Here is a 14,794-nt window from a genome sequence, read left to right as displayed (position 1 = left end):
GTACAGCCGCTGTTCCGGACCGTGACCGCATGACCGTACCGATAGCCCCTGCCCCGCCGACGACGCTCGTGATCTTCGGCGCGATGGGAGACCTGACGCGCCGCCTCCTGATGCCCGCGCTGACCAACATGACCCGGCTCGGCATGCTGGGGGCGGATTTTTCCGTACTGGGGATCGGCATCGAGCCCGGCGATGACGCCGCAATGCGTGGCGCGCTCACCGATTTCCGCAAGCAGGCCGGCAGCCATGCCACGCCTGACCAGGACGAAGCATGGTCGCGGCTGCAGCAGCACATCCATTATATCCAAGGCGATTTCACGCAGGACGCCGTTTACGACCAGATCAAGGCGCGCGTTTCGGGCAACGCCGCATTCTATCTGGCGGTCCCGGCCAAGTTCTTCGGCGACATCGTCGACAAGCTCGCCGATCACGACCTGACCAGGGAGCAGCGCAACGCGTTCCGCCGTATCGCGATCGAGAAGCCGTTCGGCCACGACCTCGCGTCCGCGCAGGCGCTCAACGCGCGCATCCTCGCCAAGGTCGCCGAGACGCAGGTGTACCGGATCGATCATTTCCTCGGCAAGGAAACCGTCCAGAACATCATGACCGCGCGCTTTGCGAACATGATGATCGAGCGTGTCTGGAACGCAGACTGTATCGCCCATGTCCAGATCACGGCCGCCGAGACCGTCGACGTCGGCACGCGCGGCCGCTTCTACGATGCCACGGGTGCGCTGCGCGACATGGTGCCCAACCACCTTTTCCAGCTGCTGGCGATGGTCGCGATGGAACCGCCCGCGAGCTTCGACGCCGAAGCGGTGCGCAACGAGAAGGGCAAGGTGCTGAAGGCGGTCCGGCGTTACACGCCGACAAAGGCCCGCCGCAACGGCGTCCGGGGTGTCTATACGCACGGGCGGATCGGCGAGCGCGACGTCGCCGGCTTTACCGAATCGCCCGATATCGCCGCCGACAGCACCACCGAAACCTATGTCGCGCTCAAGCTCATGGTCGACACATGGCGCTGGGCGGGTGTGCCCTTCTACCTGCGGACGGGCAAGGCGATGGCGATTCGCGACACCGAGGTCGTCATCACGTTCAAGCCCGTCCCCTTCGCGCAGTTCCACAAGACCGCCGCCGAAATGCTGCCCCCCAATCGGCTGATCATCCAGATCCAGCCCGACGAGGGACTGAGCATGGACATCAACATCAAGCGCCCCGGCCTCGAAGTCGACACCGCGCCGATCGCGCTCGATTTCCGCTACGCGGATCGGTTCGATATCGGCGCGATGACGGGATATGAGTCGCTGATCCACGATCTGTTCGCCGGCGACCAGACGCTGTTCCAGCGCGCCGACGCGATCGAGGCAGGCTGGGCCGCGGTGCAGCCGTTCCTCGACATATGGGCAGAAGATGGCGCGCCCGACCCGTATCCCGCGGGAAGCCTGGGTCCGGACTCCGCCGACGCCCTGCTCGAACGCGACGGATTTCACTGGCATTCCCTCGCGCCTGCCGGAAATACTACGCCGTGATGGTCCATAAATCGGCGCGAAGTCTTTACGTGCCGGTCGCGCGCTTCCGCGTGAAACTTGTCGTATTCGTGCAAAAACACAGCGACCTTACGCACTTAAGTCGAAATTAACCTTTTGCCTTCAGATGTTGTTTGGTTAATGAATCAAGGCGAATAGCGGAGCAGGGGCTGTCGCGTTCGTAAACGGGGAACGACCCATGCGCGTGCTGTTGATCGAGGACGAACCGACCACCGCCAAGGCGATCGAGCTCATGCTCACGACCGAAGGATTCAACGTCTACATCACCGATCTCGGTGAAGAGGGCCTCGATCTGGGCAAACTATATGATTACGACATCATCCTGCTCGACCTGAATTTGCCGGACATGCACGGCTATGACGTTCTCAAGCGCCTGCGCGTGGCGCGTGTCGCGACCCCGGTGCTGATCCTGTCGGGCGTCAACGAGATGGACTCGAAGGTCCGCAGCTTCGGGTTCGGTGCCGACGATTACGTCACCAAGCCGTTTCACCGTGAGGAACTGATCGCGCGTATCCACGCCGTCGTCCGTCGTTCGAAGGGTCACAGTCAGTCGGTCATCCGCACGGGCAAGCTCGCGGTCAATCTCGACGCCAAGACGGTCGAGGTCGACGGCAGCCGCGTCCACCTGACCGGCAAGGAATATGCGATGCTGGAGCTGCTTTCGCTGCGCAAGGGCACGACGCTCACCAAGGAAATGTTCCTCAACCACCTGTATGGTGGGATGGACGAGCCCGAACTGAAGATCATCGACGTCTTCATCTGCAAGCTGCGCAAGAAGCTCAGCCTGGCCTGCGACGGCGAGAACTACATCGAGACCGTCTGGGGCCGCGGCTATGTCCTGCGCGAGCCCGACGAACTGGTCGAAACCCAGGTCGCCTGACGCGCCATCGACGGACAATGAAAAGGACCGCGGAGCCAGGGGCGCCGCGGTCCTTTTCATGTCGATGCTCTCAGGCCCCGATGCCGGCGGCGCGCTGCGACGCACCGCCCCCGTCCGGCACGGACGCCGCGCTTATTTCCGCTCCCACATCTTTTCGCCGCCGATCCAGGTCTGTTCGACCTTGGTCGTCCGCAGGTCGGTGGGCGACGCGAGCGTCGGATCACGGTCGACGATGATGAAGTCCGCACGCTGCCCCGGTGCCAGCGCACCGAACTTGGTTTCCGCAAATCCCGCATAGGCGGCGGCCCCGGTCATCGCCCACCACGCCTGCTCGCGCGTGATCAGTTCCTGCGGCTGCCATCCGCCCTGCGGCTGGCCATCCGCATCCTGCCGCGTGAACGCCGCGGCCCATGTCGCGAACGGGTCGGGCTTCTCGACCGGGAAGTCGGTCCCGAACGCGAGCTTCGAGCCATTGGCCAGCATCGACTTCCACGCATACGCGCCCGTCAGGCGGTTCGGCCCGAGCCGCGCCTCGGCCATTGCGCGGTCGCTCGTCTGGTGCGTCGGCTGCATCGACGCGATCGTGCCGAACTTGCCGAAACGCGGAAGGTCGGCGGGATCGACGATCTGCGCATGCTCGACACGCCAGCGCCGGTCGCCGGTGTAGGTCTCGCTCTCGACCTGGATCGCGTCGAGCACCTGCTGATCGGCCTTGTCGCCGATCGCGTGCACCGCGACCTGGAACCCGTCCATCGCCGCGCGGCTCATCTGGTTCTGCAGCTGCGCATCGGTCAGGAACCCCAGACCCGTCTGCCCCGGCGCATCGGCATAGGGCTTGAGCAGCCACGCGCCGCGCGACCCCAGCGCACCGTCCGCGTACAGCTTCACGCCGCCCATCCGGAGATGGTCAGCGTACAGCCACGGCGTCGGCCCCTTGCCGCCGATCCGCCCCGCGGTCTCGACGCCCAGCGCATAGCTCATGATCCGCACCCGGAGCCCGCCCAGATCCGCCATCCGGCGATAGGTCAGCCAGTCGTCGAGCGTCGTCCCCATGTCCGCGACCGCGGTGACGCCATACTCCAGCAGGATCCGTTGCGCGGTCAGGAACGCGGCGTCGCGCTCCTTGGGCAGGGGTTGCGGCACCACCTTCTCGATCAGCCCCTGCGCGGCGTCGACGAACACGCCCGACGGGGCGCCGCCGCTTTTCTCGATACGCCCGCCAGCAGGGGCAAGCGTCGCCCCGGTGATCCCCGCTTCGCGCATCGCGACGCTGTTCGCCCAGCCCGCATGACCGTCCGCGCGCGACAGCCAGATCGGATGCCCGCCCGCCACCGAGTCGAGATCCGCGGCGGTCGGAAAGCGTCCCAGCCCCCAGGTCTCCTGGTTCCAGCCGCGTCCAAGGACCCATTTGCGATCGGGGTTGGCGGCGACATACGCCGCGATCAGCGACTTGGCCTCCCCCAGCGACTTGGCCGACGACAGATCGAGCGACAGCGCGCCGAAGCCGAGCTCGAGGACATGGCCATGCGCGTCGACGAACCCCGGCAACGCGGTCTTGCCGCGCATGTCGATCCGCCAGTCGTACAACGGCTTGCCCGCGTTCTTCTTCAATTCCTTGCGGCTGAGCTTGGGCGGTTCCTCGCCCGGCGGGACCAGCCGCGTGACGCGACCGTCCTTGTCGACCAGGATCGCCTTGAACCGGATGATCTTGCCGCCCTCGGCGACCGTGATGCCGTTGACGTTGTCGACGATCCCGTCGGCGAAGGCGGGACCGGCGAGCAGCGACGCTGCCGCCGTCGAAATCAGAAAACGCTTCACTTGGGCAATCTCCGCACCAACGCGCTCGTATCCTGGCGAGCACCGCCCATCGCCTGGACATCGGCATAGAATTGATCGACGAGCGCCGCGACCGGCAGCACCGCACCATTGCGTCGCGCCTCGTCGAGCGCGAGCCCCAGGTCCTTGCGCATCCAGTCGACCGCGAAGCCGAAGTCGAACTCCTCCCTCGCCATCGTCGGCCAGCGATTGACCATCTGCCAGCTCTGCGCCGCGCCGCCCGAGATCGCCTCGAGCACCTTGTCGAGATCAAGCCCCGACATTTGCGCGAACCGCAGCGACTCGGCGACGCCCTGGATCACGCCGGCGATCGCAATCTGGTTGCACATCTTCGTCGTCTGCCCGGCGCCCGCGTCGCCGACATGGACGATCCGTGCTGCATAGGCCTGCATGAAGGGTTCGGCCTTCGCCATCGCCGCCGCCGAGCCGCCGCACATGATCGACAGCTTGCCGCTCTCGGCGCCCGCCTGTCCGCCCGATACCGGCGCATCGACGACCAGCGTGCGCTCCGCCGCGAGCCGCCGTGCGATCGCTGCGGATACCGTCGTGTGATCGACGAACACCGCATCGTCGCGCATCGCTGCGAACGCGCCGTCCTCGCCGAGCGTCACCGATGCCAGATCGTCGTCATTGCCGACGCACGCGAACACCGCATCCGCCCCCGTCGCGGCTGCCGCGGGAGTCTCGGCGACGGTCCCGCCATATTTCTCGGCCCAGGCCCGCGCCTTGGCCTGTGTGCGGTTATAGACGACGACGTCGTGCCCGGCGGCGACGAGATGCCCCGCCATCGGCGCGCCCATCACGCCGGTCCCGATGAATGCCAGTTTTGCCATGCCCCAAGCGCATAAGCGGTGTTTCCCCTGCGCGCCAGATGGTCTAGCGCATCGCGCATGGCTACCCTCGCTGCCGTAGCGGCACCCACCCTTCCCGTGTCCATCGACGACGTCCGCGCCGCGCATGACCGCATCCGCGCCTCGATCGTCCGCACGCCGACGCTGATCAGCCGGACGCTGAGCCAGATGACGGGCGCGACGGTCTATCTGAAGTTCGAGAATCTTCAGTTCACCGCGGCGTACAAGGAACGCGGCGCGCTCAACACGCTGTTGCAGCTGTCGCCCGAGGCGTGCGCGAAGGGCGTCATCGCGGCTTCGGCGGGCAATCACGCGCAGGGCCTCGCCTATCACGCCAACCGGCTCGGCATCCCCGCGACGATCGTCATGCCGACCAACACGCCGACGGTGAAGGTCACGCAGACCGAGGGCCATGGTGCCAAGGTCGTGCTGCACGGTGACACGTTCGACGCCGCCTATGCGCATGCGCGCGTGCTCGAGGGTGAGTGCGGCTTCACCTTCGTCCACCCGTTCGACGACCCACGCGTCATCGCCGGGCAGGGCACGACCGCGATCGAGATGCTGCAGGACGTGCCCGACATCGACCTGATGGTCGTGCCGATCGGCGGCGGCGGGCTGATCTCGGGCGTTGCCACCGTGACGCGCGCCGCGACGCAGGAGGGCGGCCACCCGATCGAGGTCGTCGGCGTCGAGGCCGAGCTGTTCCCGTCGATGTACAACCGCATCAACGGGACGACGATGCCGTGCGCCGGCGATACGCTGGCCGAAGGCATCGCGGTCAAGGAACCCGGCGGCATCACGTCGAAGATGGTCGCCGAACTGGTCGACGACATCGTCCTCGTCAGCGAGCGCAGCCTTGAAATGGCGGTCAGCCTGTTGCTCCAGATCGAGAAGACGGTCGTCGAGGGCGCGGGTGCCGCAGGCCTCGCCGCGCTGCTCCAGCATCCCGAGCGGTTCAAGGGCCGCACCGTCGGCATCGTGCTGTGCGGCGGCAACATCGACACGCGGCTGCTCGCCAACGTGCTGCTGCGCGACCTTGCCCGCTCGGGCCGGCTCGCACGTCTGCGCATCCGGCTTCAGGATCAGCCTGGCGCGCTCTACAACGTTGCGCGGATCTTCGACCAGGAACGCGTCAACATCATCGAGGTCTATCACCAGCGTGTCTTCACGACGTTGCCGGCAAAGGGGCTGATCACCGACATCGAGTGCGAGGCCCGCGACCGCGCGCATCTCGACCGGCTGGTCGCCGCGCTCAAGGCGGCCGGATACGAGACGAGCACCGTCGAACTGGCCTGATCACCGGGTAATCCCCGCGCTGCCGCACGCGACGAAGTTTTTACTGCGTCGCGTGCGCCCGCTTTTCATCGTGCCGCATACTATTCATATACCTCTGCCGCCTAAGATCGCGGTGGAGCCGGAGGGGGGCAATTCCAGATGACTGCACCGTTCCGCTTTCCCCGCTTCTTCGTGACCAGTCCCGGCCCCTGCCCGTACCTGCCGGGGCGACAGGAACGGAAGGTCTTTACCGAACTCACGGGCCCGCACGCCAACGACCTCAACGACGCGCTCGGCCGGATCGGGTTCCGGCGCAGCCAGGGGGTCGCCTATCGTCCGAGCTGCGCGGGGTGTGTCGCCTGCGTGTCGGTGCGCATCGTCACCCCGGAATTCGCCCCGAACGCGACTCAGCGCAAGCTGCTCAAGCGCCACGCGGACATCGAGGCGCGCGTCTGCAAGGCCTGGGCGACCGACGAACAGTTCCAGCTTCTCCGCCGCTATCTGTCGACGCGCCATCCCGGCGGCGGCATGGCCGGCATGGACGAGGACGATTATGCCGACATGGTCGAGCATTCGCCCGTCGAGTCGCTGATCGTCGAATATCGCGAACCCAGCGCCAACGGCGTACCGGGTGCGCTCATCGGCGCCTGCCTGACCGACCGGCATGCCGATGGTCTTTCGATGATCTACAGCTTCTTTGCCGCCGACGATGCGACCCGGCCGGGGCTCGGCAACTACATCATCCTCGACCACATCTTCCGCGCGCGCGATGCCGGCCTGCCCTATGTCTATCTGGGCTATTGGGTGAAGGGATCGAGCCGGATGGAATACAAGATCCGCTATCGCCCGATCGAGCGGCTCGGTCCCGCGGGCTGGCGACTTCTCACCGACGCGGACATCGCCGAACCGCTGCCGCCGCAGCCCGTCGAGCAACCGCCGCTCGCCTGAATCGCTACTGCGTGTTGCGGGGAAGATCGTCGCCGTCGCTCGAGACCACCACGTCGACGTCGAGCCGTTCACCCCCCTCACCCAGCCGCGAGCCCGCGACCGGCGCCGCGCCCGCCGCATCGAGCGCGACCGCCATGCGGACATGCTCCTCCTCGGGACAGGCGCCGACAAACGGATCGAAGCCGATCCAGCCAAGCCCGTCGACATGGGCCTCTGCCCAGCCATGCGGCGTCGGACGGTGATCGTCGTCGCGATCGGTGAACAGATAGCCGGACACGTAGCGGGCGGGTACGCCGAGCGCGCGTGCGCCGACGATGAACACCTGCGCCATGTCCCGCGACGTGCCGCTGTCGAGGCGGAATGCCGCGGCCGCGTCGAGGTCCGGCTTGGGCCGCCCCAGATCCGGCGCCAGACGCGCGTGGACCGCGTCGTTCAGCCGGTGGAGCGCGCCGATGCGACCGCTCGCCCCCGACGCCGCATTCTCCGCAAAGCGCGCGATCGCACCGTCCTGCGGTGTCGTCGGCGTCGACCGCAGGAACAGCGCGGGCGGAAGCACCTCATGCGCGCCGTGGACGACACCATCCGAATGGCTCGTCAGCACGTCGCCGGTGACGCTGATCTCGATCCCGTCGATCGGACCGTCGATATACAGCATGGTGATGACGTTGCCGAAGCCGTCGCGCCCCTGACGCAGCCGCGCGTCGCAGTCGACGTCGATCCGCCAGCGCGCGACGGTCTGGTCATGCGTATTCTGCGGCGTCATGCGGAGCATCTGGACGAGCCGGCTCTGCGGCGTTGTGAAGCGATAGATCGTGCGGTGATCGACCGACAGACGCATCAAAGGAACTTGAACTGCCGGCCGATTGCGCTGTGAAGCATCGCGTTTTCCTGGATGAAGGCCTGAAGATACTGGTGCAGGCCCGATGCGATCACCTCGCCCGATCGGGTCCGGCTCAACCGCGATGCGCGCAATCGCGCCATCCGGTCGGCCTCGCCATGCTGTCCGGTGCGTTTCGCAAGCAGGTTCAACACGTCGACGGTCTCCTCGACAGAGGCGGCAAGGCTGCGCGGCAGTTCCGCTCGCGCCAGCAACAGGTCGATCACGTCGGCCGGACGAAGTCCATCGTTATACAGCCAGCGATAGGCGGTCACCGCGGATACGGTCTGCAGGATCGTCGTCCACTGGTCGCGGTCGATCGCGCCGCCAAGCTGCTGCCCCTCGGGTAACAGGATGTGGTATTTGACGTCGAGCAGCCGCGCGGTGTTGTCGGCGCGTTCCACCGCCTGCCCCAGCCGGATGAACCACGTCGTCTGATTGCGCAGCATCCGGTGGATCGCCCCCTCGAAGCCGCGGGTCTCGTTCTTGACCGCCTCGACCAGATTGAGCTGCGCGGTGGTGCTGCCCGGCGTCGCGCGGTTCTCGAACAGTAGCCATGCCCGGTTGATCGCGGTCCATGCTTCGCGCGTCAGCGCGGTACGCACCGCCTTGGCGTTGTTCCGCGCCATGTCGAGACAGCGTACGATCGATCCCGGATGGCTCGCGTCGAGCGTCAGGAAGCGCACGACGTCGCGCTGTGCAACGGGCACCCCGGTCCGCGCGAACGCCTCGTCGGTCTCGGTGACGGCCAGCGCGGACGCCCAGGCGTCCTCGCCCGCGGGTTGCGGGGACAACACGTCGAGGCGGACCGTCGCCTCGACCAGCCGCGCGATGAAGTCCGCGCGCTCGAAATAGCGACCGAGCCAGTAGAGCGACGAAGCGGTACGCGACAGCATCAGGACTGTACCTCGGGCTGCGACGGAACAGTGCCGAGTGTCTGCGACATCCCGCCCATCGTCTGCGTCATGCCGCCTGCCACCATGCGCTGCGACTGGTCCGCCATCAGCACGAAGCTGTCCTTCGTTCCGCCGCCCTGGCTCGAGTTCACGACCAGCGACCCCTCCTTGAGTGCGACGCGCGTCAGCCCGCCGGGCACGACCTGCACCCCCTTCGATCCGGTCAGCACGAACGGCCGGAAGTCGACGTGGCGCGGGCACAGCCCCGCCTCCGCCATCGTCGGCACGGTCGACAGCGCCAGCGTCGGTTGCGCGATGTAGCGGTGCGGCTCGGCGATCAGCGCGGCACGGAAATCCTCGATCTCCTGCTTCGTCGCGGTCGGCCCGACCAGCATGCCGTACCCGCCCGAGCCATCGACGAGCTTGACGACGACGTCCTCGAGATTGTCGAGCACGTATTTGAGCGCCTGCGGTTCGCGGCAGCGCCAAGTCTCGACGTTGGGAAGCTTGCACGTGCCGCCCGAATAGAATTTCACGATATCGGGCATGTAGCTGTAGATCGCCTTGTCGTCGGCGATCCCGTTGCCCGGCGCATTGATGATCGCGACATTGCCCGCGGCATATGCGGCGATCAGTCCCGGCACGCCCAGCGCGCTGTCGGGGCGGAAGACGAGCGGGTCGAGATAGTCATCGTCGATCCGGCGATAGATGACGTCGACCTTCACGCGTCCGGCGATCGTCCGCATCCAGACGATGTCGTCGTCGACCACGAGATCCGCCGCCTCGACGAGCTCGACCCCCATCGAGTCCGCAAGGAAGCTGTGCTCGTAATAGGCCGAATTATAATGGCCGGGCGTCAGCACGACGCAGGTCGGCGCACTGACTCCGTGCGGCGCGACCGATTTCATCGTCTCGAGCAGCCGATCGGGATAGCTGTCGACCGCAGCGACGCGGAACTCGCGGAACAGCTCGGGGCAGAGCCGCAGCATCGCCTCGCGATTTTCGAGCATGTAGCTGACACCCGACGGCGTCCGCGCGTTGTCCTCGAGCACGAAGAAGTCATCCGGCCCCGTGCGGACCAGATCGATCCCGCAGATATGCGCCCAGATCCCGTGAGGCGGACGCATGCCTGCAATTTCCGGCCGGAACTGCGCATTGCCCATGACCAGATCCTCGGGGAGGATGCCCTCCTTCAGAATGCGACGATCGCCATAGATATCGTCGAGGAAGGCATTGATCGCCTCGACGCGCTGGATCAATCCTTCGGACAGGCGCGTCCATTCGTCATGCAGGAAGACGCGGGGGACGATGTCGAACGGGATGATGCGCTCGGCGGCTTCGTTCTCGCCATAGACGGCAAAGGTGATGCCGAGTTGCCGGAACGTCGTCTCGGCCGCCTGCTGACGTCGCCGCAACTCTACGTCGGGCGTGTCCTCGATCCAGCGTCCCAATGCCGCAAGTTCGGGGCGAACGGTATTATCGTCCGACGCCCCCATGATTTCATCAAACGCTCGTTTCCCCATCGGAACGGTAAATTCCCCATCAAGCGTTACGGTTCCATGCTGCATCGCATCGCTGCGCCGCACAAGCGTCGAATGTTCGTGAGCGACCGCGATGCTCCGGCGTAGCCGGGGCGGGTCGCGCGTAGGACTGCAGCACCTCTCCCCTCCCGTCATCCTGCCGAAAGTCAGGATCCAGGGCCATGGAGCGCAAGCTCGGTAACCCTGAACCCTGCCTTCCGCCGCGACGACGGAGTGGAAATCAGCGCCCCAGCGCTTGCAGCAGACCGGGCGTCAGGACCTGCGGCAGGACAGTCGGCTCGGCGGCGCCGGGGGCGTAATAGAGGTAGAGCGGGACGCCGGCGCGGTTATGCGCCTGGATGAAGCGGCCCATCACCGGGTCCCCGTCGGTCCAGTCGCCGATCAGCGCCGCGACGTTGTTCTTCGCGAACGCATCGCGCACGCCCGCGGTGTCGATCGCCGCCTTTTCATTGACCTTGCACGTCAGGCACCAGTCGGCGGTGAAATACACGAACACCGGGCGCTTCTCCGCGCGCAGCGACGCGAGCCGGGCCTCGGTGAAACCCTCGTCGCCAGCCGCCGCGACCTTTGCCGATGCGGGTGGCGCGCGCGCGATGAGCACCGCGCTGCCGACGAAGACCACGGCCAGCGCGATCTGCGCCGCGGCGCCGAATGCCTTGCCCTTGCGCTGGCGCGACCCGCCGATCCAGAGCACCGCGCCCACCGCCAGCACCGCGATCAGCGCGAGCGTCAGCGTGTCCACGCCGGTCTGACGCCCCAGCACCCAGCCGAGCGCGATCGCGGTGAGGAACATCGGCACCGACAGGATATGGCGGAACGTCTCCATCCACACGCCGGGCCTGGGCAGCCAGCGCCGCCATGCGGGCACGAACCCGATCGCGAGGAACGGCAGCGACAGGCCGAGCCCGAGCCCGCCGAACACCGCCAGCGCCGCCGGCCATGGCAGAACGAGCGCCGCACCGAGCGCCGCGCCCATGAACGGGCCGGTGCACGGCGTCGCGATGAATGCCGCGAGCGCCCCCGTCGCGAACGCGCCACTCGCACCGCTTTCGCCCGCAAAGCGCGGCGTCGGCACCTCGAACAGCCCGGCAAGGTTGAACGCGATCGCCGCGCTCAGCAGGAGCAGGACGACGATTGCCGCGGGATGCTGCAACTGGAACGCCCAGCCGACTGCGGAACCGCCTGCACGCAGCGCGAGGATCGCCGCCCCGAGCCCGAGGCAGACCAGCACGACGCCCGCGGTATAGGCGAGCGCCTCGCCGCGCGCGTCCTTCTCGCTTGCCCCGCCGCGCGCGAGGCTGAGTGCCTTGAGGCTGAGGATCGGGAAGACGCACGGCATGATGTTGAGGATCAGCCCGCCGAGCACCGCGCCCGCGAACGCGACCAGCGCGGTCAGCCAGACATTCTCGGCGGTCGCCGTGCCTGATCCGCTGTCGGCCACCACCCCGGGCGTCGCCTTGACGCTCAGTCCCTGCGCGTCGCCGATCCGCAACACGCCCTCGACCGGCCCGCCGCTTTTTGCGTTCGCCGCAAGCTTCGTCTCGATCGTCAGCCGGTCGCCGTCGCGCGTGACGTTCTGTCGAGCGCCATTGTCGATCACACCGGTGGTGACGGGGAAGAAATACGCCGCGTCGGTCTTGGCGCTTGCAGGGAACGGCACCGCGATCCGCATCGTCCCGTTGCTCGCGGCATAGGTCGCGCCGGAATCGAGTGGCTTGGGGATGGCGCGCCGCCAGTCGGCAAAGGCCGCCGTCTGTGCGGGCGCGCCGTCGCCGATCGTCAGGTCAAGCGACAGCGCCTGCTCCTCGGGAACGCAGATCGTCGCCGAGCAGACGAGATAGCTCGTCTTCAACCGGATCGGCAGCCTGGTCCCCGCCGCAAGGCCCGCGGGAACCTGGATCGTCACGAGTGGCGCATAGGGCGCCTCGTAGACATAGTTCATCAGGCCCGCGATCAGCAATGTCGTCGGCACCGGCCATTCGGGTTCGCCGGCCTTTGCGCCTGCGGGAAGCGTCCAGTCGAACGTCGCCGGAAACCCCGCATCGCCGGGATTACGCCAATAGCCGTGCCAGCCCTTTTCGGGCGTCGTCGCGAGCGCGATCGTCAGCGGCGCGCCGGCCTTCGGGCGATCGCTTTCGGCGACCAGCCGCATCGACAGGTGCTGGCTCGATCCGTTGAGCGATTCCGCGAACGCAGGCGACAGGCCGCACAGCGCCAGCAAAACCGTCATCACGACGCAACGTAAACTGCGCATGGCCATCCTTGTGTCGTTCATCGCGCAAAGCCATAGCGGTGGCGATGTCGTATTGCACTTCAAAGCGACGGCTGCTCCCGTGGTCGCCGCTTGCTAAAGGACTGTTCGTGAAAGCACTTATCGCCGCGCTGCTGCTGACCTCGGCCGGTTCGGTCTCCGCCCAGACCGCACCGCCGGCCCCGACGCCCGCCGCGGCCCCGACCACGCCGCCGAAACTGATCGTCGCGATCTCGGTCGATCAGTTCGCCGCCGATCTTTTCCAGCAATATCGCAACCGGTACACCGGCGGTTTCGCGCGACTGCTCGGCGGCGTCGTGTTCCCCAGCGGGTATCAGAGCCACGCCGCGACCGAGACCTGCCCCGGCCATTCGACGATCCTGACGGGCATGCGGCCTGCGCATACCGGGATCATCGCGAACAACTGGGTCGACCAGCGCGCCGGGCGACCCGACAAGATCGTCTATTGCTCGGAGGACGAGCGCGTTACCGGCAGCACGCACGACAGCTACACCGTGTCGGACATGCACCTGAAGGTGCCGACGTTGGGCGAGATGATGAAGGCACGCGATCCGCGGACGCGCTCGGTGTCGGTCGCGGGCAAGGATCGCGCGGCGGTGATGATGGGCGGCCACAAGGTCGACGAACTCTGGTGGTGGGACGGCAAGACCTATGTCTCCTATGCGGGCCGCGCGGTGCCGCCCGCGGTGCAGCGCACGCGCGACGCGGTCGCCAAGTTGATCGCGCTGCCACAGGCGGCGCTGCCGCTGCCGGGCTATTGCGCGGGCGTGAACCATCCGATCGTGATCGCGGGCAAGACCTATGGCCAGGGCCGGTTCGAACGCGAGGCGGGCGACGCCAAGGGCTTCCGCGTGTCGCCGGCGTCCGACGCCGCGGTGTTCGCGATGGCGGCAGCGCTCGTCCAGGACATGAAGCTCGGCACGGGGCCGCAGACCGACATCATCGACATCGGCGCGTCGGCGACCGATTATATCGGCCACTCCTACGGCACGCAGGGGTCGGAGATGTGCATCCAGATGGCCGAGCTCGATCGGACGCTGGGCGGGTTCTTCGCGGTGCTGGACGAGACCGGCGTCGATTACGAGGTGGTGCTGACCGCAGACCACGGCGCGCACGACGCGACCGAGCGCCAGCAGCAGCGCGCGATGCCGATGGAAGCGCATATGGACGAAAACGTGCTGGCCAAGCAGGTCGGCACCGCGATCGCCAAAGATCTGGGGCTGAAGGGCAGCGTGCTGCTCGGCACCGAGGGCGACGTCTATATCGACGATACCCTGCCCGCCAAGACGAAGGCGAAGGTGCTCGCCGAGGCGCTCCGTCGCTATCGTGCCTTGCCGCAGGTCGCCGCCGCCTTCTCGGCCGCCGAGATCATGGCGACGCCGATGGCGAAGACGCCGCCCGAGACCTGGACGCTGATCGAGCGCGCGCGCGCCTCGTACAGCGAGGGCCGCTCGGGCCAGCTCGTCACGCTGCTCAAGCCGCGCGTGACGACGATCGTGTCGCCGGCCGGTGGCTATGTCGAGACGCATGGGTCGCCATGGGATTACGACCGCCGCGTGCCGATCCTGTTCTGGCGCAAGGGGATGACCGGGTTCGAACAGCCGCTGTCGGTGGAGACGGTGGATATCGTCCCGACGCTCGCGGCGACGATCGGGCTGCCGGTTTCGGGGCTCGACGGCCGGTGCCTCGATCTCGATCCGGGCGCAGCGAGCACCTGCCCGAGCTGAGGCGCGCTCACGCACGCCCGAAGTGCTGTTCTCCCGCCTTCGCGGGAGAACAGTCGCGGTTGATGCTACGGCCTCCAACGCCCGGCCCTCCGTCATCCCAGCGAAAGCTGGGATCTTCCCGCACCGGCCACTCGCTGTCCCAGC

Annotated in this window: 11 protein-coding genes; 5 read left to right on the top strand and 6 right to left on the bottom strand. The window is 67.0% G+C overall.

Going from position 1 to position 14,794, the window contains the following annotated elements; genetic code table 11:
* Positions 1-29: 29 nt before the first annotated feature.
* Complete coding sequence (gene zwf / locus ASE72_RS11220; RefSeq protein WP_056020914.1) at positions 30-1,529, top strand: glucose-6-phosphate dehydrogenase; 1,500 nt, start codon at positions 30-32, stop codon at positions 1,527-1,529.
* A gap of 196 nt (positions 1,530-1,725) precedes the next feature.
* Positions 1,726-2,427 carry a response regulator transcription factor CtrA gene (gene ctrA / locus ASE72_RS11215; protein WP_056020911.1) on the top strand — a complete coding sequence of 234 codons (702 nt, stop codon included), beginning with the start codon at positions 1,726-1,728 and terminating at the stop codon, positions 2,425-2,427.
* Positions 2,428-2,559: 132 nt separating this feature from the next.
* On the opposite strand, the gene ASE72_RS11210 is transcribed toward ctrA, so the two are convergent.
* On the bottom strand, positions 2,560-4,245 hold the full coding sequence (locus ASE72_RS11210) for an amidohydrolase (protein ID WP_235532328.1): 1,686 nt from the start codon (positions 4,243-4,245) through the stop codon (positions 2,560-2,562).
* The gene (locus ASE72_RS11205; protein WP_056020905.1) at positions 4,242-5,096 is read right to left on the bottom strand and encodes an NAD(P)-dependent oxidoreductase; all 855 of its coding nucleotides are present in this window, start codon (positions 5,094-5,096) and stop codon (positions 4,242-4,244) included. Before ASE72_RS11205 ends, ASE72_RS11210 begins: the two co-directional genes overlap by 4 nt.
* A 57-nt stretch (positions 5,097-5,153) precedes the next feature.
* On the opposite strand from ASE72_RS11205, the gene ASE72_RS11200 reads away from it, so the two are divergent.
* Both ASE72_RS11200 and ASE72_RS11195 read left to right on the top strand, forming a co-directional pair.
* On the top strand, positions 5,154-6,410 hold the full coding sequence (locus ASE72_RS11200; protein ID WP_056020902.1) for a threonine ammonia-lyase: 1,257 nt from the start codon (positions 5,154-5,156) through the stop codon (positions 6,408-6,410).
* Positions 6,411-6,548: 138 nt separating this feature from the next.
* Positions 6,549-7,337, top strand: a complete 789-nt coding sequence (locus ASE72_RS11195; protein WP_056020899.1) for an arginyltransferase — start codon at positions 6,549-6,551, stop codon at positions 7,335-7,337.
* 4 nt (positions 7,338-7,341) lie between these two features.
* Here the strand turns inward: ASE72_RS11195 and ASE72_RS11190 are convergent, their stop codons facing one another.
* From ASE72_RS11190 to ASE72_RS11175, 4 genes are all read right to left on the bottom strand, one after another.
* Complete coding sequence (locus ASE72_RS11190) at positions 7,342-8,175, bottom strand: transglutaminase family protein (protein ID WP_056020896.1); 834 nt, start codon at positions 8,173-8,175, stop codon at positions 7,342-7,344.
* A complete protein-coding gene (locus ASE72_RS11185) occupies positions 8,175-9,110 on the bottom strand; it encodes an alpha-E domain-containing protein (RefSeq protein WP_056020893.1) in 936 nt (311 codons plus the stop codon). Before ASE72_RS11185 ends, ASE72_RS11190 begins: the two co-directional genes overlap by 1 nt.
* Positions 9,110-10,633: a circularly permuted type 2 ATP-grasp protein gene (locus tag ASE72_RS11180; RefSeq protein ID WP_056022214.1), complete on the bottom strand. Its 1,524-nt coding sequence runs from the start codon at positions 10,631-10,633 to the stop codon at positions 9,110-9,112. Before ASE72_RS11180 ends, ASE72_RS11185 begins: the two co-directional genes overlap by 1 nt.
* A gap of 238 nt (positions 10,634-10,871) precedes the next feature.
* Positions 10,872-12,905 carry a protein-disulfide reductase DsbD family protein gene (locus tag ASE72_RS11175; protein ID WP_156350388.1) on the bottom strand — a complete coding sequence of 678 codons (2,034 nt, stop codon included), beginning with the start codon at positions 12,903-12,905 and terminating at the stop codon, positions 10,872-10,874.
* 107 nt (positions 12,906-13,012) lie between these two features.
* Here ASE72_RS11175 and ASE72_RS11170 point away from each other — a divergent pair, with 107 nt between their 5' ends.
* Positions 13,013-14,650, top strand: coding sequence for an alkaline phosphatase family protein (locus ASE72_RS11170; RefSeq protein ID WP_056020885.1), 1,638 nt, complete (start codon positions 13,013-13,015; stop codon positions 14,648-14,650).
* Positions 14,651-14,794 lie beyond the last annotated feature (144 nt).

This window comes from Sphingomonas sp. Leaf20, assembly GCF_001421535.1.
Classification (GTDB): domain Bacteria; phylum Pseudomonadota; class Alphaproteobacteria; order Sphingomonadales; family Sphingomonadaceae; genus Sphingomonas.
The sequence above is the reverse complement of the archived record's forward strand: the minus strand, read 5'-3'. Positions and strand labels throughout refer to the sequence as shown.